The 24,732-nt window shown below is 63.1% G+C and carries 24 protein-coding genes and 1 tRNA gene; 13 read left to right on the forward strand and 12 right to left on the reverse strand.

The genetic code is table 11. The features are described from left to right. The first annotated feature begins 12 nt into the window (after positions 1-12). From rfbC to AC2TZ7_RS03100, 5 genes are read left to right on the forward strand one after another with little or no spacing between them, the layout of a single operon-like run. Positions 13-585, forward strand: a complete 573-nt coding sequence (rfbC, locus tag AC2TZ7_RS03080) for a dTDP-4-dehydrorhamnose 3,5-epimerase (protein WP_489865856.1) — start codon at positions 13-15, stop codon at positions 583-585. Continuing rightward, entirely contained in the window at positions 582-1,619 is a 1,038-nt protein-coding gene (gene rfbB, locus AC2TZ7_RS03085) for a dTDP-glucose 4,6-dehydratase (protein ID WP_489865857.1), read from the forward strand. The genes rfbC and rfbB overlap by 4 nt, the downstream gene beginning before the upstream one ends. Beyond that, on the forward strand, positions 1,616-2,461 hold the full coding sequence (gene rfbD / locus AC2TZ7_RS03090; RefSeq protein WP_489865858.1) for a dTDP-4-dehydrorhamnose reductase: 846 nt from the start codon (positions 1,616-1,618) through the stop codon (positions 2,459-2,461). Before rfbB ends, rfbD begins: the two co-directional genes overlap by 4 nt. Continuing rightward, positions 2,458-3,327 (forward strand): glucose-1-phosphate thymidylyltransferase RfbA, encoded by an 870-nt coding sequence (gene rfbA, locus AC2TZ7_RS03095; RefSeq protein ID WP_489865859.1) that lies wholly within the window; start codon positions 2,458-2,460, stop codon positions 3,325-3,327. The genes rfbD and rfbA overlap by 4 nt, the downstream gene beginning before the upstream one ends. Before the next feature lie 15 nt (positions 3,328-3,342). After that, positions 3,343-4,242 carry a glycosyltransferase gene (locus tag AC2TZ7_RS03100; protein ID WP_489866779.1) on the forward strand — a complete coding sequence of 300 codons (900 nt, stop codon included), beginning with the start codon at positions 3,343-3,345 and terminating at the stop codon, positions 4,240-4,242. 4 nt (positions 4,243-4,246) lie between these two features. Here the strand turns inward: AC2TZ7_RS03100 and AC2TZ7_RS03105 are convergent, their stop codons facing one another. Both AC2TZ7_RS03105 and AC2TZ7_RS03110 read right to left on the reverse strand, forming a co-directional pair. Further along, positions 4,247-4,885: a ChrR family anti-sigma-E factor gene (locus tag AC2TZ7_RS03105; protein WP_098409528.1), complete on the reverse strand. Its 639-nt coding sequence runs from the start codon at positions 4,883-4,885 to the stop codon at positions 4,247-4,249. Beyond that, the gene (locus AC2TZ7_RS03110) at positions 4,882-5,613 is read right to left on the reverse strand and encodes a sigma-70 family RNA polymerase sigma factor (protein ID WP_369679761.1); all 732 of its coding nucleotides are present in this window, start codon (positions 5,611-5,613) and stop codon (positions 4,882-4,884) included. Before AC2TZ7_RS03110 ends, AC2TZ7_RS03105 begins: the two co-directional genes overlap by 4 nt. 46 nt (positions 5,614-5,659) lie before the next feature. Here AC2TZ7_RS03110 and AC2TZ7_RS03115 point away from each other — a divergent pair, with 46 nt between their 5' ends. The 4 genes from AC2TZ7_RS03115 to AC2TZ7_RS03130 are packed head-to-tail and all read left to right on the forward strand — an operon-like array spanning position 5,660 to position 9,450. Next, positions 5,660-6,970 (forward strand): NAD(P)/FAD-dependent oxidoreductase, encoded by a 1,311-nt coding sequence (locus AC2TZ7_RS03115; protein WP_489865860.1) that lies wholly within the window; start codon positions 5,660-5,662, stop codon positions 6,968-6,970. Further along, positions 6,967-7,719, forward strand: coding sequence for a DUF1365 domain-containing protein (locus tag AC2TZ7_RS03120; RefSeq protein WP_489865861.1), 753 nt, complete (start codon positions 6,967-6,969; stop codon positions 7,717-7,719). The genes AC2TZ7_RS03115 and AC2TZ7_RS03120 overlap by 4 nt, the downstream gene beginning before the upstream one ends. Next, positions 7,719-8,882, forward strand: a complete 1,164-nt coding sequence (locus tag AC2TZ7_RS03125; RefSeq protein ID WP_489866780.1) for a class I SAM-dependent methyltransferase — start codon at positions 7,719-7,721, stop codon at positions 8,880-8,882. Before AC2TZ7_RS03120 ends, AC2TZ7_RS03125 begins: the two co-directional genes overlap by 1 nt. Before the next feature lies 1 nt (position 8,883). Further along, on the forward strand, positions 8,884-9,450 hold the full coding sequence (locus AC2TZ7_RS03130) for a DUF3833 domain-containing protein (RefSeq protein WP_489865862.1): 567 nt from the start codon (positions 8,884-8,886) through the stop codon (positions 9,448-9,450). Here the strand turns inward: AC2TZ7_RS03130 and mtgA are convergent, their stop codons facing one another. The 9 genes from mtgA to AC2TZ7_RS03175 all read right to left on the reverse strand — a co-directional run bounded on the left by mtgA (position 9,451) and on the right by AC2TZ7_RS03175 (position 20,758). Further along, a complete protein-coding gene (gene mtgA / locus AC2TZ7_RS03135; RefSeq protein ID WP_489865863.1) occupies positions 9,451-10,197 on the reverse strand; it encodes a monofunctional biosynthetic peptidoglycan transglycosylase in 747 nt (248 codons plus the stop codon). It lies immediately after the preceding gene. A 31-nt stretch (positions 10,198-10,228) separates the two neighbouring features. Next, positions 10,229-10,732 carry a Hint domain-containing protein gene (locus AC2TZ7_RS03140; protein WP_489865864.1) on the reverse strand — a complete coding sequence of 168 codons (504 nt, stop codon included), beginning with the start codon at positions 10,730-10,732 and terminating at the stop codon, positions 10,229-10,231. Further along, positions 10,689-11,162, reverse strand: a complete 474-nt coding sequence (locus tag AC2TZ7_RS03145; RefSeq protein WP_489865865.1) for a hypothetical protein — start codon at positions 11,160-11,162, stop codon at positions 10,689-10,691. The genes AC2TZ7_RS03140 and AC2TZ7_RS03145 overlap by 44 nt, the downstream gene beginning before the upstream one ends. 130 nt (positions 11,163-11,292) lie before the next feature. Next, complete coding sequence (locus tag AC2TZ7_RS03150) at positions 11,293-11,868, reverse strand: DUF1269 domain-containing protein (RefSeq protein ID WP_489865866.1); 576 nt, start codon at positions 11,866-11,868, stop codon at positions 11,293-11,295. A 76-nt stretch (positions 11,869-11,944) separates the two neighbouring features. Beyond that, entirely contained in the window at positions 11,945-16,483 is a 4,539-nt protein-coding gene (gltB, locus tag AC2TZ7_RS03155; RefSeq protein WP_489865867.1) for a glutamate synthase large subunit, read from the reverse strand. Further along, the gene (locus AC2TZ7_RS03160) at positions 16,480-17,235 is read right to left on the reverse strand and encodes a hypothetical protein (protein WP_489865868.1); all 756 of its coding nucleotides are present in this window, start codon (positions 17,233-17,235) and stop codon (positions 16,480-16,482) included. Before AC2TZ7_RS03160 ends, gltB begins: the two co-directional genes overlap by 4 nt. A 35-nt stretch (positions 17,236-17,270) precedes the next feature. Further along, positions 17,271-18,704: an NAD(P)-dependent oxidoreductase gene (locus AC2TZ7_RS03165; RefSeq protein WP_489865869.1), complete on the reverse strand. Its 1,434-nt coding sequence runs from the start codon at positions 18,702-18,704 to the stop codon at positions 17,271-17,273. Between the two features lie 218 nt (positions 18,705-18,922). Continuing rightward, on the reverse strand, positions 18,923-19,720 hold the full coding sequence (locus AC2TZ7_RS03170; protein WP_489865870.1) for an undecaprenyl-diphosphate phosphatase: 798 nt from the start codon (positions 19,718-19,720) through the stop codon (positions 18,923-18,925). 51 nt (positions 19,721-19,771) lie between these two features. Beyond that, positions 19,772-20,758: a complex I NDUFA9 subunit family protein gene (locus tag AC2TZ7_RS03175; protein WP_489865871.1), complete on the reverse strand. Its 987-nt coding sequence runs from the start codon at positions 20,756-20,758 to the stop codon at positions 19,772-19,774. A gap of 160 nt (positions 20,759-20,918) precedes the next feature. Here AC2TZ7_RS03175 and AC2TZ7_RS03180 point away from each other — a divergent pair. Next, positions 20,919-21,003 (forward strand) — tRNA-Leu (locus AC2TZ7_RS03180). Between the two features lie 90 nt (positions 21,004-21,093). Here AC2TZ7_RS03180 and AC2TZ7_RS03185 read toward each other — a convergent pair. Next, complete coding sequence (locus tag AC2TZ7_RS03185) at positions 21,094-21,963, reverse strand: MurR/RpiR family transcriptional regulator (protein WP_078570834.1); 870 nt, start codon at positions 21,961-21,963, stop codon at positions 21,094-21,096. A 146-nt stretch (positions 21,964-22,109) separates the two neighbouring features. Here AC2TZ7_RS03185 and AC2TZ7_RS03190 point away from each other — a divergent pair, with 146 nt between their 5' ends. The 3 genes from AC2TZ7_RS03190 to AC2TZ7_RS03200 are packed head-to-tail and all read left to right on the forward strand — an operon-like array spanning position 22,110 to position 24,711. Continuing rightward, positions 22,110-22,880, forward strand: coding sequence for an N-formylglutamate amidohydrolase (locus AC2TZ7_RS03190; protein WP_489865872.1), 771 nt, complete (start codon positions 22,110-22,112; stop codon positions 22,878-22,880). Then, a complete protein-coding gene (locus tag AC2TZ7_RS03195) occupies positions 22,880-23,386 on the forward strand; it encodes a TRAP transporter small permease subunit (protein WP_098409556.1) in 507 nt (168 codons plus the stop codon). The genes AC2TZ7_RS03190 and AC2TZ7_RS03195 overlap by 1 nt, the downstream gene beginning before the upstream one ends. Then, on the forward strand, positions 23,386-24,711 hold the full coding sequence (locus AC2TZ7_RS03200) for a TRAP transporter large permease (RefSeq protein ID WP_078522176.1): 1,326 nt from the start codon (positions 23,386-23,388) through the stop codon (positions 24,709-24,711). Before AC2TZ7_RS03195 ends, AC2TZ7_RS03200 begins: the two co-directional genes overlap by 1 nt. Positions 24,712-24,732: the final 21 nt, after the last annotated feature.

The raw sequence follows: 24,732 nt of genomic DNA on the forward strand, positions 1-24,732 counted from the left end.
AAGGCAGGGCGAATGCAGGTCGAACCAACCCCCCTCAGCGGCGTTCTGGTGATCACGCCGAAGCGATTCGGCGATCACCGTGGATTTTTCTCCGAGAGCTATTCGGCGAAGCGATTTGCCGAGGCCGGGATCGAGATCGAGTTCGTGCAGGACAACCATTCGGTCTCGGAGGCCGTGGGCACGGTGCGCGGGTTGCATTTTCAGGCCCCGCCGCACGCGCAGGCGAAGCTCGTGCGCTGCGGGCGTGGGCGGCTCTGGGACGTCGCGGTCGATATCCGCAAGGGCAGCCCGACCTACGGCCAGTGGTTTGGCACGGAGCTGAGCTTTGAGAACGGCAAGCAGCTACTGATCCCGGCGGGGTTTGCACATGGGTTCGTGACGCTCGAGCCGGGCACCGAGATCGTCTACAAATGCTCGGATTACTACGCCCCCGACTGCGAAGGTGCGATCCGCTGGAACGATCCGGATCTGGGCATCGACTGGCCGCTTTCCGCAGGAATAGAGCCTGTTTTGTCCGGCAAGGACGCCGAGGCACCGCTTTTCTCCGGGTTCGACAGCCCTTTCACCTGGGAGGGTGCAGCATGAAGATCCTCGTCACCGGCGGTGCCGGATTCATCGGCTCCGCGGTCGTCCGTCTCGCCGTTTCGCGCGGGCATGAGGTGGTGAACCTCGACGCGCTGACCTATGCCGCCTGCCTCGAGAATGTCGCGCCCGTCGCCGACAGCCCACTCTACGCCTTCGAGAAGGCCGATATCCGCGATCCTGAGGCGCTGACGGCGATCTTCGCCCGCCACAAGCCCGACGCGGTGATGCATCTCGCAGCCGAAAGCCATGTGGATCGCTCGATCGACGGCCCCGGCGCCTTCATCGAGACGAACGTGATGGGCACCTACAACATGCTGCAGGCGGCGCGTTCCTATTGGGAGGCCGAGGGTCGCCGCGAGAGCTTCCGCTTCCACCACATCTCGACCGACGAGGTTTACGGCACGCTCGGCCCCACGGGCCAGTTCACCGAAGAGACGCCCTACGCTCCGAACAGTCCCTATTCCGCCTCGAAAGCGGGCTCGGACCATCTCGTGCGCGCCTGGCACGAGACCTATGGGCTGCCGGTCGTGCTCACGAACTGCTCGAACAATTACGGCCCCTATCACTTCCCCGAAAAGCTGATCCCGGTCGTGATCCTGAACGCGCTCGCGGGCAAACCGCTGCCGATCTATGGCGACGGCTCGAACGTGCGTGATTGGCTCTACGTCGAGGACCATGCCGATGCACTGCTTCTCGTGCTGGAGAAGGGCGCCTTGGGTCGCAGCTACAATATCGGCGGCGAGAACGAGCGGTCGAACCTCGAGCTCGTCCAGACGATTTGCTCCATTCTCGACAAGCTGCGCCCGGGCGAAGCGCCCTATGCCGACCTGATCACCTTCGTCACAGACCGCCCCGGCCATGATGCGCGCTACGCGATCGACCCGACCCGCATCCGCGAGGAGTTGGGCTGGCGGCCGAGCGTGACCGTCGAGGAAGGGCTGGAACGCACCGTGCGCTGGTATCTCGAGAACGAGGACTGGTGGCGGCCGCTGCTGGAGCGGCACGGCGTCGGCGAAAGGTTGGGCAAGGCATGATCCTCGTCTTCGGACAGACCGGCCAGGTGGCGCGGGAATTGCAGCGCCTCGCTCCTGATGCGGTATATCTAGGCCGGAATAGGGTCGATTTGCGTGATCCCGGTGCCGCTGCACAGGCGATCCGGGGGGCCAAGCCCGAGGCCGTAATCAATGCCGCGGCTTATACGGCTGTCGACAAGGCCGAAGAAGAAGAGGCGCTCGCGCAGGTGGTCAACGGTGACGCGCCCGCGGCGATCGCCGAAGCCTGCCGCGACCTCGGCATCCCGCTCGTTCACATCTCCACCGATTACGTCTTCGACGGCTCGGGACCGACGCCGTTCAAACCGACCGATCCGACGGCTCCGCTGGGTGCCTATGGCCGGACCAAGCTCGCCGGAGAACAGGCGATCCGCGCGACGGGCGGCCCCTTCGCCATCCTGCGCACGAGTTGGGTTTTCTCGGCCCATGGCGGGAACTTCGTGAAGACGATGCTGCGCCTGTCCGAGAGCCGCGATCGCCTGACGATCGTCGCCGACCAGATCGGCGGGCCTACCCCAGCCAAGGTGATCGCCGAGGCCTGCCTGACGATGGCGGCGCAGTTGCAGCGCGCGCCCGAGAAAAGCGGCGTTTACCATTTCTCAGGCTCTCCCGATGTAAGCTGGGCAGGCTTCGCGCGAGAGATCTTCGCGCGGGCCGGGCGGGACGTGACGGTGGAGGACATCCCCACCGCCGACTATCCGACGCCTGCGAAACGGCCGCTCAATTCGCGGCTCGACTGCAGAGATCTGGCCGTGTTCGGCCTGAACAGACCCGATTGGAAAGCGGGACTGGACGAGGTTTTGACCGAATTGGGGGCGATATGACGCGCAAGGGGATCATTCTGGCGGGCGGCTCGGGCACGCGGCTCTATCCGATCACGATGGGCGTCTCGAAGCAGCTTCTGCCGGTCTATGACAAGCCGATGATCTACTACCCGCTAACCACGCTGATGCTGGCGGGCATCCGCGAGATCGCGGTGATCACGACGCCGCATGATCAGGAGCAGTTCATCCGCACGCTGGGAGATGGCAGCCAATGGGGGCTGAGCCTGACCTATATCACGCAGCCCTCGCCCGATGGTCTGGCGCAGGCCTATCTGCTGGCCGAGGAGTTCCTTGCGGGCGCGCCTTCGGCGATGGTGCTGGGCGACAATATCTTCTTCGGCGCGGGTCTCGGAGAGATCCTGAAAGCGGCGAATGCGACCACAGGCGGCGGCACCGTCTTCGGTTACCGCGTCCGCGATCCGGAGCGGTATGGCGTGGTGGATTTCGACGAGAGCGGCACCGTGCGTTCGATCATCGAGAAGCCCGACGTGCCACCCTCGCAGTTCGCGGTCACGGGGCTCTATTTCCTCGACGAGACCGCGCCGGACCGTGCCAAGACGATCACGCCTTCGGCTCGCGGCGAGTTGGAGATTACCTCGCTCCTGGAAACCTACCTGCATGACGGCGCGCTCTCGGTCACCCAGATGGGCCGGGGCTTCGCCTGGCTCGACACCGGCACCCATGGCAGCCTGCTCGACGCGGGGAATTTTGTGCGCACGCTGGAAGAACGGCAGGGGCTGCAAAGCGGTTCGCCCGACGAGATCGCTTTCGAGAAAGGCTGGATCAGTGCCGACGCGCTCGCCGATCGCGCGAAGAAATTTGGCAAGAACAGCTATGGCGAATATCTGCTGCGCCTGATCGAGTAAGCGACCGTGGCGCGGGTGACGATCCTGATGGCGACACGCGATCCGGGTCCGGAACTGCGCGATCAACTGGAAAGCCTCGCGGCGCAAACCCATCGGGATTGGCGGTTGATCGTCGGGGACGACAGCCGAACCGACGCCGCGCGCGACCTATTCGCTGAGTTCGCGCGCAACCACGATGTGCAGATCGTGAGAGGTCCACGGACCAGCGCGGGAGCGAATTTCCTGTCTCTGATGCGGGGAATCGACAGCGCGCAGCGGGATTACATCGCCTTTTGTGATCAGGATGATGTCTGGCTACCGGATCGGCTCGCGCGCGGGATTTCCAGTTTGGGCGAAGGGGAAGCTGCGCTTTATTGCAGCCGGACTTGGGTCTGCAACGCTGATCTGGAAGACAAGCACCTCTCAGTCCGACACACTCGCCCGCCGTCGTTCCGCAATGCACTGGTGCAGAATATCGCGGCGGGAAACACCATTCTCCTGAACCCGGCCGGGGCCGAACTGGCCATCTCTGCGGCGCGCGAATTTCAGGCCGCGCCGCGTCATGACTGGTGGCTCTATCAGCTGTTCACCGGGTGCGGCGCGCGGGTCACCTATGATGCGGAGCCCACGCTGCTTTACCGCCAACACGGGGGCAACGCGGAAGGGGCGAATGTCAAAAAGCGCGCCAAGCTCTCGCGGCTCAGGAGCATGCTGTCCGGCGATTGGCGGTGCTGGATCGACGATCAATGTGCAGCGCTCACCGTATCGGCGCATCGGTTCACGCCCGAGAATCGGGCCATTTTCGATCGCTTCGTGAGGATGCGCGACGCGGCGTTTTCGACCCGTCTGAAAGAATTCGCCCGGCTGAGGCTCTATCGCCAAAGCCGGGCGGCAACGCTTGCCCTTTGGATCGGGGCCGTGTTTCGGCGGATTTAGGGTCTTAAATCCGGAAGATCGGCTGCAGCAAGCGTGGCAGAAGACCCTTGAACTTCAGCGGCGCATCGGTGGCGGCGAGGCAGATGCAGACATCTTCCATCCCCGCGATCGGCGTGTGATCGAGATCGTCATCCGCCACTTCCACATCGCCGACGCCAAAGCGCCCGGTCTCGTCCGAGAAGGACCCCTGCAGCACCAGTGTCAATTCGAGCCCGCCATGCGTGTGATCCGGCACCGCCATCCCCGGCGGAATATACAGAAGTCGGGCCGACCCTTCTTTGTCCTCGCTCAGGATGGCTTGCTTGATGCCGCCGCCCAAGGCCCGCCAGCGCGGACTGTCGGCGCCCATCGCCTCGACCACGGCCCCCGGATAGATCCCGGCGCGCGCGGGTTGCTCAGCGACGATCACATCGTCGTCGTCCAACCCGTCAAACACACGTCGCCGCAAATCGTCGCTGGGGGCCATGCCTTTCAGGTCATCCAGAACCAGCCCGCCCGCCAGTTCCTCTGCTTCGAGCCGTGCGCGACATTCGTCGCACTGGCTCACATGCGCCGCCACGACCAGCGAAAACGCATGACCCAGCGAGCCGGTCGCGTAGGACCGAACCAACCAATCGGGCAAGTGATGCGTAATCTCGGTCATTCTTCTCTCAGATCCCTTAACTCGTGTCTAAGCTTCTCCAGCGCCAGCCGGATCCGCGATTTAATCGTCCCAAGGGCGAGGCCCGTCGCCTCGCGTATTTCGGCCTGTGTGAGTTCGCCCACATAGGCCCGCTCGATGATCTCGCGCTGCGCTTCTGGCAGCGCCTCGATCGCTTCGCGCAGCTGCGCCGCTTCCTGTTCCAGCCCGATCGCCGCATCGGCCTCGCGGGTTTCCCGCGTCTCGGCCTCGGCGATCAGCTCGTCTGGAACGGGCCGGGGCCGTCTTCGGATCACATCAATCTGCCGATTGCGCGCAATCCGGTAAATCCATGCCGAGGCGCGTGCCCGCGTCTCGTCGTAAAGATGCGCCTTCCGCCAGATCGTGAGCATCACGTCCTGAACCACGTCCTCCGCCGCCGCCTGCGTCATGCCGGACCGCACCAGCATCCCCTTCAGTCGCGGCGAGAAGTGATCATAGAGCCGCGCGAAGGCCAGTTTGTCACGCTTGTCGCGAACGGCCACGAGCCAATCGGTCTGCTCGCAAGCCGCCTCGGGCGTCGGTTTCGCTGATTTCCTGTCGTCCATTCTCTTCCCGGCAAAGGCCTGACCCGCCGCGATTGGCGGGGTCCCTGTGGTGTCGAAGTTGATGGTCGCATCTCTCAGCATGTGACCGATACGCAGCTTATGAGATAGCGGTTCACATGCGATGCGAAAAAACTTCTGATCCAAACGGTAATATGCAGCGTTACGCCTTCAAGAGTTTGGGAGAATTCGAATGTCATTTGATGCCCTGCATCCACATGCGCAACGCATCGCGATCATCGGATCCGGGATTTCCGGCCTGGCGGCGGCGTGGCAGCTCGCTCCGCATAATCGCGTCACCATCTATGAGGCGGAGACGCGACTTGGGGGGCATTCGCGCACGATCACTGCGGGGCGCAACGGCGATCAGCCGGTCGATACCGGCTTCATCGTGTTCAACTACGCGAATTATCCGCACCTGACGCGCCTGTTCTCCGAGCTCGACGTGCCGGTCGAGAAATCCGATATGAGCTTTGGCGTGACGATCGATCAGGGCCGGATCGAATATGCGCTGCGCGACCTGAACAGCCTTGTTGCGCAGAAGCGGAACCTGGCCCGGCCGGGCTTTCTGCGGATGGTCGCGGACATCGCGAAGTTCAACGCGAGGGCCGTCTCTGTCGCGCAAAGCGATGAGGTGACGATTGACGGTCTGCTGGACGAGCTGAATCTGGGCGAGTGGTTCCGGCGCTATTACTTGCTGCCGATCTGCGGGGCGATCTGGTCCACGCCTGCCGATCAGATCGGCGCATTCCCGGCCAAAAGCTTGCTCCGCTTCTTCGAGAACCACGCATTGTTGTCGGCGACCGGTCAGCATCAGTGGTGGACGGTCTCGGGTGGATCGATCGAATATGTGAAGCGGCTGGAGGCGGCGCTACGCCTGCGCGGCGTCGAATTCCGCACCGGCACCCCGGTCACCGCGATCGAGCGGCAGCGCAATTCAGTCACTATTTCGGCGGAAAAGGCCCTTCCGGATCAGTTCGATCACGTCATCATCGCCACCCATTCCGATCAGGCGCTCAAGCTGCTGGCCAAGCCGACCCCGCAGGAACAGGCCGCGCTTTCGGCGGTCCGCTATCAGCCCAACGACGTCTATCTGCATCGCGACGCGGCGCAGATGCCGCGCCGCCGCGCTTGCTGGTCGAGCTGGGTCTATCAGGCGCAGACCCGCGCGAATGAGACTCGGCTTGGCGTGACCTATTGGATGAACAAGCTGCAAAACATTCGCGAGAGCGATCCGCTTTTCGTCACGCTGAACCCCGACGCGCCGATTGCCGAGGAGACGATCTACGATCACGAGGTCTTCTGGCACCCGGTCTTCGATCGCGCGGCGCTGCGGGCGCAGGGCGAAATTCAGTCGATACAGGGTCTGAACCGGACGTGGTTCGCCGGCGCGTGGCTCCGTCATGGTTTCCACGAGGACGGGTTTGCCTCGGCGGTTCGTGTCGCGCGCGAGCTTAACCGCGGGGCGCAGCCGCAGATCGACTTCGAAAAGGTGCCCGCATGAGTGGTGAGTTCTGCCCCGGTCATACGGTTCACGCGCGGCGGGGCGCGATTTCCCACCAGTTCCGCTATCACGTCGACTACGTGATGATCGATCCCGACGCGCCGGGTCCGTGGCCCCGGATTTTCTCGCGTCGCGGGCGCAACCTCGCGACGGTGCATGACAAGGATTACGGCGGCGCGCCCGGCCGCGGCGCGGGGGCCGAATGGGTCCGCAAGCAGCTCTCGCGTCACGGTGCGCCAGAGATCGCGCAGCTGAGGCTTCTGACCCAGCCGAAAATCCTCGGGGCCGGGTTCAACCCGGTGAATTTCTGGCTGGCCTATGATGCGCAAGACGACCTGCGCGCCGTGATCGCTGAGGTGAACAACACCTTCGGCGATCGGCATTCCTATCTCTGCGCCACCCCCAATTTCGACCCTATTTCGGCGGAAACCGAGCTTCATGCCGCGAAAATCTTCTACGTCTCCCCGTTCCAGACCATCGCCGGGGAATATCATTTCCGCTTCGACATCGGAGCCGAGCACATCCGCATCCGCATCGATCACCGCAATGGCGAGGAGGGCGTTGTCGCGACCCTCGCGACGCAACGCCGCAAACTGACATCGGCGGCGCTTATCGGTATGGCGCTGCGCCGTCCGCTCACCCCGATCCGCACGCTGGGCCTGATCTACTGGCAGGCCCTGCGGCTCAAGCTCAAAGGCGCCCGCTACCTGTCGCGGCCCACACCCCCCAGCGAGGAGATCAGCCAATGATGCCTTTCCTGACCAACCGCATCCGCAGCGAATTCCTCGCGACCTGCGAGAAGATCGAGCATGGGACGCTCTATCTGCGCCTGCCCGATGGTGCCGTGCGCCGCTTTGGTCACGGAGAGCCGCAGGCCGATATGGAGATCTGCGACTGGCAGGCCGTGGTGGCGATGGCGTCTCGCGGCGATGTCGGGCTGGGTGAGGCCTATATCGCGGGGCTGTGGGAGACGTCCTCGATCGAGGCGCTTCTCTCGCTTGCGTTGAAAAACCTCAAGGTCGTGGACGGTTATGCCTATGCGGGCTTCTGGTCGAACCTGAAGTTCCGCCTGATCGACCGGCTGATGCGGGCCAACTCGCTGCGCGGCGCGTCGCGCAACATCCGGGCGCATTACGACGTGGGGAATGAGTTCTACCAGCTCTGGCTCGACGAGGGGATGAGCTATTCCTCCGCCCTTTTCGCGCCGGGGGATAACGATCTGCACCGGGCGCAGAATCGCAAGCTCGACCGCATTCTCGATCAGATGGGCGACGGCGAGCAGGTGCTGGAGATCGGCTGCGGCTGGGGCCATTTCGCCGAACGCGCGGCCGAGCAGGGGCGTCGCGTCACCGGGATCACGATCTCGCCCAGCCAGAAAGGCTATGCCGATGCGCGGCTCGACGGGCGGGCAGATATCCGGCTGCAGGACTATCGCCACACGCCGGGAAAATTCGACCATATCGTCTCGATCGAGATGATCGAAGCGGTCGGCGAGCGCTATTGGCCGAACTATTTCCAAACCGTGAAAGACCGCCTGGCGGAGGGAGGCTCTGCGATGATTCAGGCCATAACAGTGTCTGATTCCTACTTTCCGAAATATCGCGAGACCTCCGATTTCATCCGGCAATATACCTTCCCGGGCGGCATGCTTCTGTCCGATGGGGTGATCCGCGATCAGGCGGCGAAGGCCGGGCTGGCAGTGAAGGAAAGCTTCGCCTTCGGGCAGGACTATGCCGAGACCTGTCGGCAATGGGCGACCCGTCTGAAAGAGCGCAGCGCGCGGGCCACCGAGCTTGGCTTCGGGCCGGAATTCCTGCGCAACTGGACCTATTATCTCGAAGCCTGCGCGGCGGCATTCGCGGTCGGCCATACCGATGTCGTGCAGGTCCAACTGGCACATGCGAGGGCGTAACATGATGTTAAAATTGCTTTTCACTCTCGCGGTTCTGATCCTGGCGGCTCTCTTGATCCGGCATTTCTTCTTCTCTTTCCCGGGGCAGAAGTCTGCGGATTACGCGGCCGAAAGCCCAGAATTCGACATTCGCCGGGCGTTCGAGGGCCCCGTCGAGGCGCATGGCATGATCTACGGCCCCGACGGTCGCGTCACCTCGCGCTTCCGTGCCGTGATGACCGGGCGGTTCACCAATGAGGGCGGCGTGATCGAGGAGGAGTTCGAATATGCCTCCGGTCGGCGACAAAGCCGCGCCTGGAATATCCAGTTCGGGCCGAATGGCGAGATCAGCTCGACCGCCGACGACATCGAAGGGCGCGCCGAGATGGAGCAGTCGGGCAATGCGCTGCGGATGCGCTATCGGCTGCGGCTGCCCGAGGATGCGGGCGGTCACGTGCTCGATGTGACCGACTGGATTTACCTGATGCCGGACGGGACGCTGCTGAACCGGTCGCAGATGCGCAAATTCGGGATCAAGGTCGCGGAACTCTTCGCCGTCATGCGCCCGATGACCGAACCGGCCGAGTGATCACTCGAAGCAGCTTGCGCGCCCGTCCTTCTGGATCGTCGCCGCGCCGTCCATGATCGACTGCGCGCGGCGCGACAGGAAGCTGCCGGGCTTCGCCGCCGAACGGTCCTTCGGGTCGGGCAGAACGCCAGCGATCAAAGCGGATTGGCGGGCGCTCAACTTGTCGGGCGTGGTGCGGAAATAGCGATGCGCGGCGGCATCGACGCCAAACGCGCCTTCGTCGAATTCAGCGACGTTAAGATAGATTTCCAGGATCCGCTTCTTGCCCCAGATCGCCTCGGCCAGCGGCGTCATCGACGCCTCAAGCGCCTTGCGCAGCCAGTTTCGGCCCTGCCAGAGGAACACGTTCTTCACGGTCTGCTGCGTGATCGTCGAGGCGCCGCGATTGGCGCCATCGTCGATTGCCTTGCGGATCGCGCGCATGTCGAAGCCCCAGTGATTGCAGAAATTCGCATCCTCCGCCGCGACGACGGAGCGGGCGAACACGGGCGCGATATCCTCGATCGGCACCCATTTCTGATCGACTGCGCCAAGACGCTGGCGTTCGCTCCACATCGTCCAGGTGGTCGGCGGATTAACGAACTTGAACAGGACCATCAGCACAAGCACCAGCGCAACGAGACCCATCACGCCCCGCAGCGCCAATTTCAGGGCGGTGCGGAAAGGCGCGCGCATGCTGCTGGAAACGCTCGATTTCGTGCTGCGTTTGGTGGGTTTGCGGCCCGGTTTTTTCTTGCTCTTAGCCATGTGCGTATAAGTCACAGCGCGCCCCGAGGGGTCAAGCGACAAGCAGAGCCAATTCCGGCCCGCGAGCGACCTGTCGCGCGGTTACCATGGTTTCGATCGGCGCATTGGACACCTGCTTCCACGCGGCGCGTATCTCGCGCGCGACCCTGTGGTCGTCTTCGAGGACGACATTGCCGGGAAACAGGCTCTCGGTCGGCGCGCCCTCGGCCATGAGGATGTGATGGCGCGCGAAAAGCAGGTGGCGGTACTGCACACGCGGGCGCGGAGCCACCCGAATGCTCTTGCCGTTCACGAGATGCTTGGCGGCGACCAGAACTTCGCTATGGGCGCAGGCGATCTCGGCGCGCCAGCCGCGCAGCAACATCCGATGTTGTTGAGACACGTAAAGAGCGCGTCGATTTCCCATAGCCCCCGGCGCGAACCGGATCGGCGCATAGGCCCCGACGCCGCGACAGACCCGGCCACCCGTCCAGAGAAGAGGCTGCGGCCCGTCATCCTGGGTCATGACGAGATCGCCCGCCTTGAGCCGCTCCACCGGGCGTGGCCCGTCGGGCGTGTCGATCCGCGTCCCGGCGAGGAAGCATTCCGGCGAGGAAGCATTCCGGCCCCAGATCGCCGACCGGCGCCTGAGTGCTCTGCGTGACATAGGTGGAGCTGATGAAGGTCGCGTTGTGGAGGATCGTGCCGTCGGACGGCGTGAACACGGCGCTCCCGTCGCGCAGGTAGAACGTGTCGCCGGTGATCGTCTCTTGCACGCCATTCGGACGCTCGATGGTGATCGTGTCGCCACGCCAGACATCTTCGACGCGTTGGCCGTTGATCGTGTCGCGGGCGCTGTTGCTGCTGGAAATCCAATTGTCGTTATTCCGATCGACAATTTCATATGTCGTCGGTGAAAGCGCCGTACCTTCTGCGGGCGGATTGCCCGGATCCATGACGTAGAACTGGTCGTAATAGGTTGCCATTTTCGCTGCTCGAGTAATGTTATTATGAATTATTCGTTACTTGGTAAGCAGAGATCAGGGCGACACAAAGGCGCCTGTGCGGCGCAAAGTTAACTACGGGTTAAAGAGTGACATCCCGGTCACAGCGCGTTTAGAGGGCAGAGGGGCCCACCATCCGCGCGAGATTTCCGGTAGCACCTTCGGTGATTTCCTCACCGCTGAAGGCTGTGGTGCCCCCCGAAGACAGGGCGGATTCGAGCCGTTCGTGGAAATCTTCCGGCAAGGGGATCTGCAGCACGCGACCGCTCGCGTGGCCCAGGGTCTTCATCCGGTCGAGGACCTCTGCAGCGGTGCCCTTCTTAAGCAAGATGAACACAGCCGAGCCGCCTTGCGGCAGGCTCTCGCCCGCTTCGCGCAGGAAAGTGTCGTTCAACCCAAGGTCGGTGAACTTGCCGGATACAGCGCCCGCGCCTGCACCGATTGCTGCGCCGACGACCGGCGACAGGAAGACGAGACCCAGCAGCCCGCCCCAGACAGCGCCACCGATCGCGCCGAGCGCCATCGTGTTACTGTTTTCATGAACGTTAATCTCGCCGCTTTCGTCGCGGGTCACGACGACAATGTCCTGCGACCGGAAAAATCCTTCTTTTTCCAGCGCTCTGAGTTCCTCGCGCGTCGCGAAACCCGCGGCCTCGGTTTCATGCGCCATCACCAACAGTTCGGACATCGTTACCTCCAGACAGAACAAAGGGCGAAGCATGTGCTTCGCCCTCTGAAACGGTTCCGTCGGGGAAAGAGTTCCCTTATTCCGCCGGCATCGCCTGCGGTTCGTCGCTGAGCGGGTAGGACAGATGCGCCAGCATCTCCTTCGGGCAGACCTGCAGGAAGTTCGCCTTCTCGGTCTCCCAATGCTGGAGAATATCGGCGCCTTTGCGCGATCCCGTCTCGGCGACGTGACGCTCGATCAGGCCCTTCAGCTCGGCTTCCCAATGCTCGTGGCCCAGACCGCAGGTGACGAGGCTTTCGAGATTGATCAGCTCTTCCGCCGTGTTGTCCGGATCGTAGAGATAGGCCATCCCGCCGGTCATGCCCGCACCGAAGTTCGGGCCGATCGAGCCGAGGATCACCGCGACGCCGCCGGTCATGTACTCGCAACCGTTGGAGCCGCAGCCCTCGATCACCACTTTCGCACCCGAGTTGCGCACCGCGAAGCGTTCGCCCGCGCGGCCCGCCGCGAACAGGTGACCCTCGGTCGCGCCGTAAAGCACGGTATTGCCGATGATCGTGTTCTCGGAGGCCACCAGCGGCGAGGCCATCGGCGGACGCACGACGATCATGCCGCCCGAGAGACCCTTGCCGACATAGTCGTTGGCATCGCCCGACACTTCGATCTTCAGGCCCGGGGCTGCGAAAGCGCCCAGCGACTGACCGCAGGAGCCGGTCAGCTTCACCGTCAGGTGGTCCGACTGCAGCGCGTTGCGCATCCCGAAGTTCTTCACGATATGCGAAGAGGCGCGGGTCCCGATGGTGCGCAGCGTGTTGCGCACCGCGTAGGAGAGCTGCATCTTCTCGCCTTCCTCGAAGAAGCGATGACCATCCTTGATGATCTCCGCATCGAGCGTGTCCGAGACCCAGTTACGCGGCTTCGAACGGTCGTAGACGATCTTGTCCCAGCCATCGACGGTGATCAGGAGCGGATTGAGATCCAGATCGTCGAGATGGGCCGAACCGCGGCTCACCTGGCTGAGAAGATCGGCGCGACCGATCACCTCGTCGAGCGAACGCGCACCGATCGAGGCGAGGATTTCGCGCACTTCCTGAGCGTAGAAGGTGATCAGGTTCACCACCTTGTCCGCCGTGCCGGTGAACTTGGCGCGCAGCTCCGGGTCCTGCGTACAGACGCCCACCGGGCAGGTGTTCGACTGACACTGGCGGACCATGATGCAGCCCATCGCGATCAGCGCGGCGGTGCCGATCCCGTATTCCTCGGCCCCCATCATCGCGGCCATCACGATATCGCGGCCCGTGCGCAGACCGCCATCGGTCCGCAGGGTGACGCGTTCGCGCAGGTTGTTCATCGCGAGCACCTGATGCGCCTCGGTCAGACCCATCTCCCACGGGAGACCGGCATATTTGATCGAGGTCGCAGGCGAGGCGCCCGTGCCACCATTGTGGCCCGAGATCAGGATGATGTCGGCCTTCGCCTTCGCGACACCGGCCGCGATCGTGCCGACGCCCGAGGACGCAACCAGCTTCACCGTCACTTTGACCTTCGGGTTGATCTGCTTGAGGTCGTAGATCAGCTGCGCGAGGTCTTCGATCGAGTAGATATCGTGGTGCGGCGGCGGCGAGATCAGGGTCACGCCCTTGGTCGAGTGCCGCAGACGCGCGATCAGGTCGGTGACCTTCATTCCCGGAAGCTGGCCGCCCTCGCCGGGCTTGGCGCCCTGAGCGACCTTGATCTCGAGCTCTTCGCAGTGGTTGAGGTATTCGGCGGTCACACCGAAACGACCCGAAGCCACCTGCTTGATCTTCGCCGACGGGTTGTCGCCGTTGGGTTCGGGCACGAAATGCGCCGGGTCTTCCCCGCCTTCACCCGAGTCCGACTTCGCGCCGATCCGGTTCATCGCGACGTTCAAGAGCTTGTGCGCCTCGGGCGACAGCGCCCCCAGCGACATGCCCGGCGTCACGAAGCGCTTGCGGATCGAGGTGATCGACTCGACTTCTTCGATCGGCACCGGTTTGCCCAGCGATTTGATATCCAGCATGTCGCGGATATGGATCGGCGGGTTCGCCCGCATCATCGAGCTGTATTGCTTCCACAGATCGTAGCTCGCGCGGTTACAGGCCGATTGCAGCATGTGCATCGACTGCGCACCCCAGGCATGGGCCTCGCCGGTGCGGCGCGCCTTGTAGAAGCCGCCGATCGGGAGCACGTCCTGACCGCCTTTCCAGCCTTTCGCGTGCACACCTTCCAGCGCGTGCTGGATGCCGTGCAGACCGATGCCGGAGATGCGCGAATGCATGCCGGGGAAATATTCCGCGACCATTGCGCGCGACAGACCCACGGCTTCGAAGTTCAGACCGCCGCGATAGGAGGAAATCACCGAGATCCCCATCTTCGACATGATCTTCAGCAGACCCGCGTCGATCGCGTCGCGATATTTGCGCATCGCGTCGACGAGCGTGCCGCCCAGCAGGCCGCGGTCGATCCGGTCGGCCAGCGTGTCCTGCGCGAGATAGGCGTTCACTGTGGTCGCACCCGAGCCGATCAGCACCGCGAAGTAATGCGGGTCGATACATTCCGCCGAACGCACGTTGATCGAGCAGAAGGTCCGCAGACCTTTCTGCGTCAGCCAGCTATGCACGGCGCTCGTCGCGAGGATCATCGGCATCGCGACCTTGTCCTCGTCCTGCTCTTCATCGCTCAGCACGATATGCAGCGCGCCCGAGCGCACCGCGTCTTCGGCTTCCTGACGGATCCGGGTCAGACCTTCGCGCAGCGCCTCCTGATCGGCATTTGCCGGGAAGGTGCAGTCGATGATCGTCACCTGCTCGCCGAATTCGTTGAGCATGTGATCGAATTCGGAATTCGCGAGGAACGGGCTTTCGAGAATCCAGATCTCGGTCTGCGAGCTGTCCTCGTCGAGCACGTTCTTGAGGTTACCGAACCGCGTCTTGAGCGACATCACCCGGCTTTCGCGAAGCGAGTCGATCGGCGGGTTGGTCACCTGGCTGAAGTTCTGACGGAAGAAATGGCTCAGCGGGCGGTATTGCTTGGACAGAACCGCAGGCGGGGTGTCGTCGCCCATCGAGGCGATGGCTTCCTTGCCGTCCTCGGCCATCGGCGCGAGAATCTGTTCGATCTCTTCGACCGAATAGCCCGCCGCGACCTGACGCTTGCGCAGGGTGCTGCCCGAGAATTTCGGGTTTTCCGGCACGTCCACGAGGATCGCGTTCAGATCGGTGACCTTGCCGACCCACTCGCCGAAGGGCTGAGCGGCGGCCAGTTTGTCCTTGATTTCGGTGTCGTGGTAGAGCTTGCCGTCGCGCATGTCGACCGCGATCATCTGACCCGGACCAAGCGCGCCTTTCTCGACAACGCTCGCCTCATCGACCGGGACCATGCCCGCTTCCGAGCCTGCGATCAGAACGCCGTCACCGGTGATGACATAGCGCAGCGGACGCAGACCGTTGCGGTCGAGACCGCCACAGACCCAGCGACCATCGGTCATCGCGAGCGCGGCGGGGCCGTCCCACGGCTCCATCACGGCGTTGCAATAGGCATACATGTCCTGCCACGCGGAGGGCATCGTGTCGGTGGATTTCGACCACGGCTCGGGCACGAGCATCGTCTTCACCATCGGCGCGTTGCGGCCCGAGCGGACCATCAGTTCGAACACCGCATCGAGCGCGCCCGAATCCGACGCACCCGCCGGGATGATCGGTTTGATGTCTTCGGCGCTATCGCCGAAGGCCGAGGAGGCCATGCGGATCTCATGGCTCTTCATCCAGTTGGTGTTGCCCTTGATCGTGTTGATCTCGCCGTTATGCGCCAGCATCCGGAAGGGCTGCGCCAGCCACCATTGCGGGAAGGTGTTGGTGGAATAGCGCTGGTGATAGATCGCGAAGGCGGACTCGAAGCGCTCGTCCTTCAGGTCGGGATAGAATTCCGCGACCTGCTCGGCGAGCATCATGCCCTTGTAGATGATCGAGCGGCACGACAGCGAGCAGATGTAGAGCCCGTTGATCTGCGCCGCGATCGCCGCTTTCTCGATGCGGCGGCGAATGATGTAGAGTTCGCGCTCGAACTGCTCCTCGTCGATATCCTTGTCGTTGCGGATCAGGATCTGCTCGATCTCGGGGCGGGTCGAATTGGCCTTCTCGCCCAGCACTTCGGTGTTCACCGGAACGTGGCGCCAGCCGTAGATGTAGTGACCCATCCGCAGAACTTCGGATTCCACGATCGTACGGCAACGCTCCTGCGCGCCGAAATCGGTGCGCGGCAGGAAGACCTGACCGACGGCGACCATTTTCTCCATGTCCGGTTCGTGGCCGGTGCGGCGGATTTGGTCATAGAAGAAGGGGGCGGGAATCTGGACGTGGATGCCCGCGCCGTCGCCGGTCTTGCCGTCGGCATCGACCGCGCCGCGGTGCCAGATCGCCTTCAGTGCGTCGATGCCGTTCTCCACGACGCGGCGCGAGGCCTTACCGTCGATCGACACCACGAGGCCGACGCCGCAGGACGCCTTCTCGTCTTCTTCCTTCCACAGTGAATTCTCGTTCATCCACTGGCGTTTCGCTTCCTCGGCGGCCACCCAGGCTTCGTCATATTTGGTCATTGCAGTGCCTCCTTGGAGAAAGAGCGGGAAAGGGGGGCGAGGCTGACTTGCGTGGGCCGAAGATCGGCCTGCGTCATCATCAGGTCGCAGTCATATTCGGGCGTCTCGGTCGAGAAACCGGGATCGCCGGGAAAGTCGAAGCGCACGGGGCTGTCGTCGTAGCTCACGACATCGCCCTGATCGTTCTCGAACCGCTCCGCGCCGCTGAAGAACACGCGATACTTGCGCGAGATATATTGCGTGCCGGTGCGGGTCGCGACGGTCTGGCCGTTCTGGTCATCCTCGCGCAGATCGAAGGTGATCGTCTCGAGCGGGACATCGTCGATGCTGAGCGACTTGCCCGTGAGGGTATCGCTGCCGACGAAGCGGCGCAGCCCGCGAAAATTCGACCGCGTGACGAAATCGTAATCGTCCGTGCCCTCCGACAGGAGCGCCGAGAACGAGGGGGCGTCCTTCGACGCGCCCGGACCGAACACCTCGATCTCGCCGGTATCGGTCGACACGCTCTCGAGCCAGCGCGTCTCGGCATCGATATGGCTCAGGTAATAGATGCCCTCGCCATCGGCGAAAGCGGTCCACAGATCGCCCTCGGGATCGGCGGCGCAACGGTAGTAATTGGCGACCTGACAGTTATGCATCTGCACGGTCATGAAGACCTCGCAGCCCTGCGGCGGCGCGAAATCCGCGGCATGCGCCGGCAGGGCGCTGAACAGCCCCCCGCAGATCGCCATGCCGAGAAAATTCGACCGCATCGCATGCATTCCTTTTCAGATCGGCAGGGCGCGGATCACTCCGCCGCCACCGCCGCCACGTTTTCGAGATAGCGCAGGATCGAGCCCGCCGCTTCGCGCCCGTCGCGGATCGCCCAGACGACGAGGCTCGCGCCGCGCACGATGTCGCCGACCGCGTAGACGCCGGGGATCGAGGTCGCGTGGGTGCCGAATTGAGCCTTCACGGTGCCCCAGCGGGTCGTTTCCAGATCGTCGGCCTCCCAAGCGCCGGGCAGGTCCTCGGGCTCGAAGCCGAGCGCCTTGATCACCAGATCGGCCTCTTCGTCATAGATGCCGCCCTCGATCTTCTCGGGGCTCTGACGACCCGATGCATCCGGCGCGCCGAGACGCATCTGCTGCACCGAGCAGTTGGTGACCGGATTGCCCGAGAAGCCCGCGGGCGCGGAGAGCCAGACGAATTCCACGCCCTCTTCCTCGGCGTTTTGCACTTCGCGCTGCGAGCCCGGCATGTTGGCGCGGTCGCGGCGGTAGAGACATTTCACCGACTTGGCGTCCTGACGGATCGCGGTGCGCACGCAGTCCATCGCGGTGTCGCCGCCGCCGATGACGACGACGCGCTTGCCTTCAGCGTTCAGCGTGCCGTCTTCGAACTCGGCCACGTCGTCGCCGAAGCTCTTGCGGTTCGAGGCGGTGAGATAGTCGATCGCGCGCACGATCCCGGCCGCATCCGCGCCTTCGTCGGTCAGCTCGCGCGTCTTGTAGACGCCCGTCGCGATCAGAACCGCGTCATGCTTGCCGCGGATCGCGTCGAAGGAAATATCGGTGCCGACATTGCAGTTCAGCACGAATTCGACGCCGCCATCTTCCAGCTGCTTCACGCGTTGCATGACGATGTCTTTCTCCAGCTTGAAGCCGGGGATGCCATAGGTCATCAGCCCGCCCGCGCGGTCGTAACGGTCATAGACCGTGACCTGCACGCCAGCACGACGCAGCGCGTCGGCGGCCGCCAGACCGCCCGGACCCGCGCCGATGATGCCGACGCTCTCGGCGCGCTCGGTCGCCGGTTTGATCGGCTTAACCCAGCCCATGTCGAAGGCGGTGTCGGTGATGTATTTCTCGACCGCGCCGATGGTGACGGTGCCGTGGCCCGACTGTTCGATCACGCAATTGCCTTCGCACAGACGGTCCTGCGGGCAGATGCGGCCGCAGATTTCCGGGAAGGTGTTGGTGGCCTGGCTCAGCTCATAGGCTTCCTGCAGGCGGCCTTCCGCGGTCAGGCGCAGCCAGTCGGGGATGTTGTTATGGAGCGGGCAATGCGTGTGGCAATAGGGCACGCCGCATTGGCTGCAGCGGCTCGCCTGCTCCGCAGCCTTCTCGGCCGCGTATTCGCGATAGATTTCGTTGAAATCATGGGAGCGCACGTTCGCGTCGCGCTTCTGAGGCATCTCTTTCGCCGTCTTGACGAACTTGAGCATCGGTTGCTTGGCCATTGTGGCGCCTCCCTAGAAAACCGGTGGGTGCGCATTGCTACACCGCCTGCCACAGCAATAAAAGTAAGCAAGACTGACCTAAATGCGTGTTTTTTGCGAGAGGCGCGCTGGAAGGCACCTCAAATTCGCTCAAAATAGGTCAGCTTCGTTTACTTTATTGCTGCTTTACCCTGATTTTCTTGAGGATGGCGTCCCGCCGAAAAGCGATTCGCTTCCCGTCAGCCTAGCACACCGACCGCCGCAAGGCTCAGCAAGAGCCCGCCGAACACGATCCGGTAGATCGCGAAGATGGTGAAACGGTGCCCCTGAATGTAGCCAAGGAGCCATTTCACCGCGACGAAAGCCGTGACGGTCGAGACGGCGAAAGCGATGCCGAGCCCGGCCCAATCCTCGTTGCCGCCGGTCCCGTCCTTGAGCTGTTTGAGCAATTCGTAACCGCTCGCCGCGTACATGGTGGGAATGCCGACGAGGAAGGCGAATTCGGTCGCCGCCGCCCGGTTCGAGGTGCCCAGAAGCATCGCCACGAAAATCGTCGTGGCCGAGCGCGAGGTGCCCGGAAAGACCCCGGCAACGATCTGCGCGATCCCGACCGCGATCGCGACGCGCCAGAAGATCTGGCTGTTATCGGCCTGCCGATCCGCGATGCGTTCCGCAAAGAGCATCCAAAAACCGCCGATCACCAAGGCCCAGGCGACGGGCTGGATCGTTGTCGGCAACTCGAAACCCATCTTCTTCACGATCAAGCCCAGAACGGCGGTGATCAGGAAGGCGACGGTCAGCTTCGCGAGATAGTCGCGGTTCTCCGGATTGCGCCAGTTGAACAGCAGCTCCATCAGGCGACGCCAGTAGATCAGCGTGACCGCGAGGATCGCCCCGGCCTGAATGACGATATTGTAGGTGTCCGACCGCGCGCCGAGCCAATGCTCGGCGAGAATGAGGTGGCCCGTGCTCGAAATCGGGAGGAACTCGGTGATCCCTTCGATCACACCGAGCAGAACGTCGTTCAGATAGCTCAAGAAATACCGCCTAGGTCAGAAGCGCGCCGCAGGCGACGCGGGGAGGAGGGGTTAAGTCTTGCGAAGATTCTTCGCCGAAGCTTTGATGTCGTCATATTGCCCACCGGGCCGGAAGCGCCACAGATAGCCGGGCATCACAGCTTCCATTGCCATAGGCTGGATCCCGAGATCGGCAAAGCCTTTCGCGTCCCCGGACACGACATTGTCAGCCTGCAGGTTCTTCACCTGATCGCGCGTGAGAATGCGGTTCGTGAACAGCCCGCCGGTGACCGCCTGACCCAGATCGAAGACGCCGCCGAGGACGCTCGCGATCCAGCGCGGTAGCGACAGCACGAGACGACGACGGTGAATCACCGTCAGCATCTGCTTCATCAGGTCGTGGAAGGTCTCCACATCCGGCCCGCCGAGCTCATAGGTTCCGGGCGAGACTTCCCCGTCCGCCGCCATCACGGCGACCTTCGCGACATCATCGACGAAGACCGGCTGGAATTTCGTGTGGCCACCCGTGATCGGAAGGATCGGGGTGAAGCGCGACATCGAGGCGAATTTGTTGAAGAACCCGTCCTCGTTGCCGAAAATGATCGAAGGGCGCAGGATCACGGCCTGCGGATAGGCATCCAGCACCGCCTTCTCGCCTGCAGCCTTGGTGCGGGCATATTCGCTCTCGCTGTCGGGATTGGCGCCGATGGCCGAGATCTGCACCAGTTTCGGCACATCCATCTCTGCGGCGATACGCGCCACGCGCCCTGCACCTTCGGCTTGCACGGCGCCGAACTTGTTCTTGCCTTCATTGACGAGAATACCGACGCAGTTGATCACCGCATCCGCGCCCTGCATCGCCGCGCGCACGCTGGCATCGTCGCGAATATTGCAGAAGACCGGCTCGACTTGCCCGACCGCACCATAGGGTTTGACGAAGAGCGCCTCGTTCGGACGCCGGACCGCAACGCGAATCCGCCAACCGTCCTTTGCCATGCGCTGCGCGATATAGCGCCCGACGAACCCCGAACCGCCGTAGATCGTAACCAGCTTGGACATGGGCAGAGGCCTTTCCTTGCAAGAATTTCGTTCTTTGATTACCGCCTCGCCCCCGCGGGAACAAGGCCAAAGACCCGAAGAGTCGAAGCTTGCGAATTTTTCGTGTCGATCCCCGTTGACAGTCCCAGCGCCGCTCTGTATCTCGCGCTCCACGACACCTGCCCAGGTGGCGGAATTGGTAGACGCGCACGGTTCAGGTCCGTGTGCCGCAAGGCGTGGAGGTTCGAGTCCTCTCCTGGGCACCATTACTCAAAAAGTCGCGCAACTCATCCGGGTTGCGCGACTTTTTCGTTTCCGGGCTGAGCGTTTTCGCGCAGCAATCTGTGGGCTACGGCTTATTTCCTGCGGAAAAAGCGCGCGCGATCGTAGAGCGCCTCGAGCCGCGCCATGCGGGCCGAGGTTTCTTCCCAGGTCAGCGACTGAATCGCCGCCATGAGCGTTTCCACGAGAACCTGAATCGCGACCGTCGAATCCCACGCCGAGGGCGCTTCAATCTGCGCCGAGAAGCGATAGCGCGCGTGGGCCGCGGCGGGCGAGACCCAAGGATCGGTGATCAGCACGACTTCGGCGCCCTGCTCGACCGCCATCTCCACCAGTTGCAGCACGCTCGATTCGTAGCGGCGAATATCGAAAACCAGCAGCACGTCGCCCTTCTGCATCTCGAGAAGCGCGGGCGGCCAGCTGTTCGAGAGCGGCTCGAGCAGCTCGACCCCGGGGCGGATCACTTTCATATGCGCCACGAAATAGGCCGCGATCGGGCCGGTGATCCGGCCCCCGGTCGCGAAGATGCGGCGTTTCGGATCGGCCATCAGCGCGGCGGTGGCGTCGAACTCGGCATGGTCGATCTGCTTCAGCGTCGCCTGCAGATTGCCCAGAACCGTATCGGCGAAGCGGTTGATCATATGGGTGTCGGGCGCATCGCCCGCCCAGCGATCATGTTTGACGAGCGGCGAGACAAGCTGCGCCTCCAACTCGTCGCGCACCGCCTGCTGCAGCCCCGGATAGCCGCCATAACCCATCTTCTGCGCCAATCGCACCACGGTGGGAGAGGACACTTCGGCCGCCCGCGCCAGCTGCGCGACAGATCCCAGAAGCGCCATCGGATAGTGGCGCAGGATATGCCCGGCGAGTTGCTTCTCGGTCCGGGTCATCTCTTCGATGCCCGTCCGGAGCCTGTCTTCGATGCTTTGCGTCGCTGCTGACAAATCGGGCACCCCCGTGCGAATCAAGTTAGAAATGATTGTAACAGAATTTTCTTCTCTGAAATTTTCTTGACAGATGCGACATGCCGGAGCGAGCCTGACCGCAGGACGCGACGTAGAATCGCGCCGCTCAACAGAGAGGGACCGATTTGAACAGCGCGCATGCAGCGGTGGAAATCGAAGGCGCGGATCGACCGGGTGAGGTCGTTCTGGTCTGCGAACATGCGTCGAATGTTTTTCCTGCGCCTTGGGGCGATCTGGGTCTGACCCCCGATCAGCGCGAGGCGCATATCGCTTGGGACCCCGGCGCGCTGGGCCTTGCGCGCGGTCTGGCGGCGAAACTGCACGCACCGCTGGTCGCGGCCCGCCAGTCGCGGCTGATCTACGATCTCAACCGCCCGCCGCATCATCCGGGCGCAATGCCCGTGACCTCCGAGATTCATGACATTCCCGGCAATGCGGAGCTTTCGCCCGAGGATCGCAGCGCCCGCACCGAGGCGCTTTACCTGCCGTTCCACGCCGCGCTGCGCGGTCTCATTGCCGAGCGGCTGGCACGCGGCAGGCCAACGACGCTGATCACCGTGCATTCCTTCACGCCGATCTGGTTCGGCAAGCCGCGTGCGGTCGAGCTCGGCGTGATTCACGATTCCGATCCGAGCCTGGCTGAGGCGGTTCTCGATGAAGCCCGCCGTGTGACCCAGCTCGATGCGCGTCTTAACGAACCTTACTCCGGCGCGGATGGCGTCTGTCATACGCTCGCGCTGCACGCCACGCCGATGGGCCTGCCGAATGTCATGCTGGAGCTGCGCAACGATCTGATCGCCGATCCCGCCGCGCAAGAGGCGATGGCCGCGACGCTTGCCCCGGTGCTGCAAGCCGCGCTGTCGCAGATCACCGCAAATAACGGGGAGGCCGCCTGATGCCACGCTGGAGTGTCGCCTATGTCCGCCTGATCGAAGCGTTCAACCGCCGCTTGGGCAAAGTGGCGATGTATCTGCTCTACGTGATGATGGCGATCATGCTGTTCTCTTCGGTGACGAAGATCTTCGAGATTCCCGCGCTCTGGACGCTCGAAATGGCGCAGTTCACGCTGGTTGCCTATTACATGCTCGGCGCGCCGTGGACGCTGCAGGGCGATACCAATGTGCGGATGGACCTGCTGTATTCCCGCTGGTCGCCGAAAGGGCAGGCCTGGTGGGATGCCTTCACCGTCTTCGCGCTGATGTTCTACCTCGGGATCATGGTCTACTCGGCCTTCGATTCCACGGTCTATTCCTTCGAATATAACGAGCGGAACCCGACCGCGTGGCGCCCGGTGCTGTGGCCGATCAAGGTCATCATCACCTCGGGCTTCGCGCTCCTGTTCCTGCAGGCCGTGGCGCTTCTGATCCGCGATGTCGCGACTATTCGCGGAGAGGAAATCTGATGGATCACAATACCATCGCCCTTTTGATGTTCTCGACGATGCTGCTGATGATGCTGACCGGTCAGCGCGTCTTCGGCGCGATCGGCTTCGTGGCTGTCGTCGCGGCCTTCTGGCTCTGGGGGCCGGGCGGCACGCAGATGGGCTTCGGCTCGGTGATGAAGCTGATGAAATGGACGCCGCTGCTGACGCTGCCGATGTTCGTCTACATGGGCTACGTGATGTCCGAGAGCCGTCTGGCCGAAGACCTTTACCGGATGTTCCACGTCTGGTTCGGACCCTTACCGGGGGGCCTCGCCATCGGGACGATCATGCTGATGGTGATGATCTCGGTGATGAACGGGCTTTCGGTCGCGGGGATGGCGATTGGCGCGACGATCGCGCTGCCGGAACTGCTGCGCCGGAACTACGACAAGCTGATGATCTCGGGCGTGATTCAGGCCGGGTCGTCCTTGGGCATCCTGATCCCGCCCTCGGTCGTGCTGGTGCTGTTCTCGCTGATCGCGCGGCAGCCGGTGTCGGAACTCTGGCTGGCAGGCGCGGTCCCGGGGCTGCTGATGGCCACGCTTTTCGTCGCCTATATCGTGATACGCTGCAAACTGAACCCGGACCTTGCGCCGCCGATGGATGCGGAAGAGCGCGCCGCGATCACCATGCGCGAGAAGCTGCGGCTGCTGCGCGCGGGCCTGATGCCGGTCTTCATCTTCGTTGCGATGATGGTGCCTTTCCTGAAGGGCTGGGCGAGCCTGACCGAAGCCTCGGTGATCGGCGCGCTGGCGGCTGTCTTCGCGGCGGCGATCAAACGGCGCTTCACCTGGCAGGTCTTTCAGGTCGCGACCGAGAACACGCTCAAGATCACCGTGATGTTCATGCTGATCATCACTGCGGCGCTGTCCTTCGGGGCCGTGTTCGACGGTCTGGGCGCGGGCCGCGCGATCGAGGATTTCTTCACCGACAGCCTCGGCCTCGGCCCGTGGCAGATCCTGATCCTGATGCAGCTGAGCTTCCTCGTGATGGGGATGTTCCTCGACGACACGGCGATGCTGGTGATCGTGGCCCCGGTCTATGTCTCGCTCGCCCGGCATCTGGGCTTCGACATGATCTGGTATGGTGTCCTTTATACCATCACCTGTCAGGTTGCCTATCTGACGCCCCCCTTCGGTTATAATCTCTTCCTGATGAAGGCGATGGCGCCGAAGGATTTCACCCTGCCGGTGATCTACGCCTCGGTGATCCCCTTCGTGGGCGTAATGGTTCTGACGCTAATTCTCGTGATGATCTTTCCGCAGCTGGCGCTCTGGCTGCCGCATGCGGTGCTTGGAAGATAACCATAACCCGGAAAAACCGGG

The organism is Thioclava sp. ISO4 (assembly GCF_058105145.1).

Coding starts and splice junctions, on each gene's coding strand:
- rfbC (WP_489865856.1), top strand. CDS start 13: ATGCAGGTCGAACCAACCCCCCTCAGCGGCGTTCTGGTGATCACGCCG.
- rfbB (WP_489865857.1), top strand. CDS start 582: ATGAAGATCCTCGTCACCGGCGGTGCCGGATTCATCGGCTCCGCGGTC.
- rfbD (WP_489865858.1), top strand. CDS start 1,616: ATGATCCTCGTCTTCGGACAGACCGGCCAGGTGGCGCGGGAATTGCAG.
- rfbA (WP_489865859.1), top strand. CDS start 2,458: ATGACGCGCAAGGGGATCATTCTGGCGGGCGGCTCGGGCACGCGGCTC.
- AC2TZ7_RS03105 (WP_098409528.1), bottom strand. CDS start 4,885: ATGACCGAGATTACGCATCACTTGCCCGATTGGTTGGTTCGGTCCTAC.
- AC2TZ7_RS03115 (WP_489865860.1), top strand. CDS start 5,660: ATGTCATTTGATGCCCTGCATCCACATGCGCAACGCATCGCGATCATC.
- AC2TZ7_RS03120 (WP_489865861.1), top strand. CDS start 6,967: ATGAGTGGTGAGTTCTGCCCCGGTCATACGGTTCACGCGCGGCGGGGC.
- AC2TZ7_RS03125 (WP_489866780.1), top strand. CDS start 7,719: ATGCCTTTCCTGACCAACCGCATCCGCAGCGAATTCCTCGCGACCTGC.
- AC2TZ7_RS03130 (WP_489865862.1), top strand. CDS start 8,884: ATGATGTTAAAATTGCTTTTCACTCTCGCGGTTCTGATCCTGGCGGCT.
- mtgA (WP_489865863.1), bottom strand. CDS start 10,197: ATGGCTAAGAGCAAGAAAAAACCGGGCCGCAAACCCACCAAACGCAGC.
- AC2TZ7_RS03145 (WP_489865865.1), bottom strand. CDS start 11,162: ATGGCAACCTATTACGACCAGTTCTACGTCATGGATCCGGGCAATCCG.
- AC2TZ7_RS03150 (WP_489865866.1), bottom strand. CDS start 11,868: ATGTCCGAACTGTTGGTGATGGCGCATGAAACCGAGGCCGCGGGTTTC.
- gltB (WP_489865867.1), bottom strand. CDS start 16,483: ATGACCAAATATGACGAAGCCTGGGTGGCCGCCGAGGAAGCGAAACGC.
- AC2TZ7_RS03160 (WP_489865868.1), bottom strand. CDS start 17,235: ATGCGGTCGAATTTTCTCGGCATGGCGATCTGCGGGGGGCTGTTCAGC.
- AC2TZ7_RS03165 (WP_489865869.1), bottom strand. CDS start 18,704: ATGGCCAAGCAACCGATGCTCAAGTTCGTCAAGACGGCGAAAGAGATG.
- AC2TZ7_RS03175 (WP_489865871.1), bottom strand. CDS start 20,758: ATGTCCAAGCTGGTTACGATCTACGGCGGTTCGGGGTTCGTCGGGCGC.
- AC2TZ7_RS03195 (WP_098409556.1), top strand. CDS start 22,880: ATGCCACGCTGGAGTGTCGCCTATGTCCGCCTGATCGAAGCGTTCAAC.
- AC2TZ7_RS03200 (WP_078522176.1), top strand. CDS start 23,386: ATGGATCACAATACCATCGCCCTTTTGATGTTCTCGACGATGCTGCTG.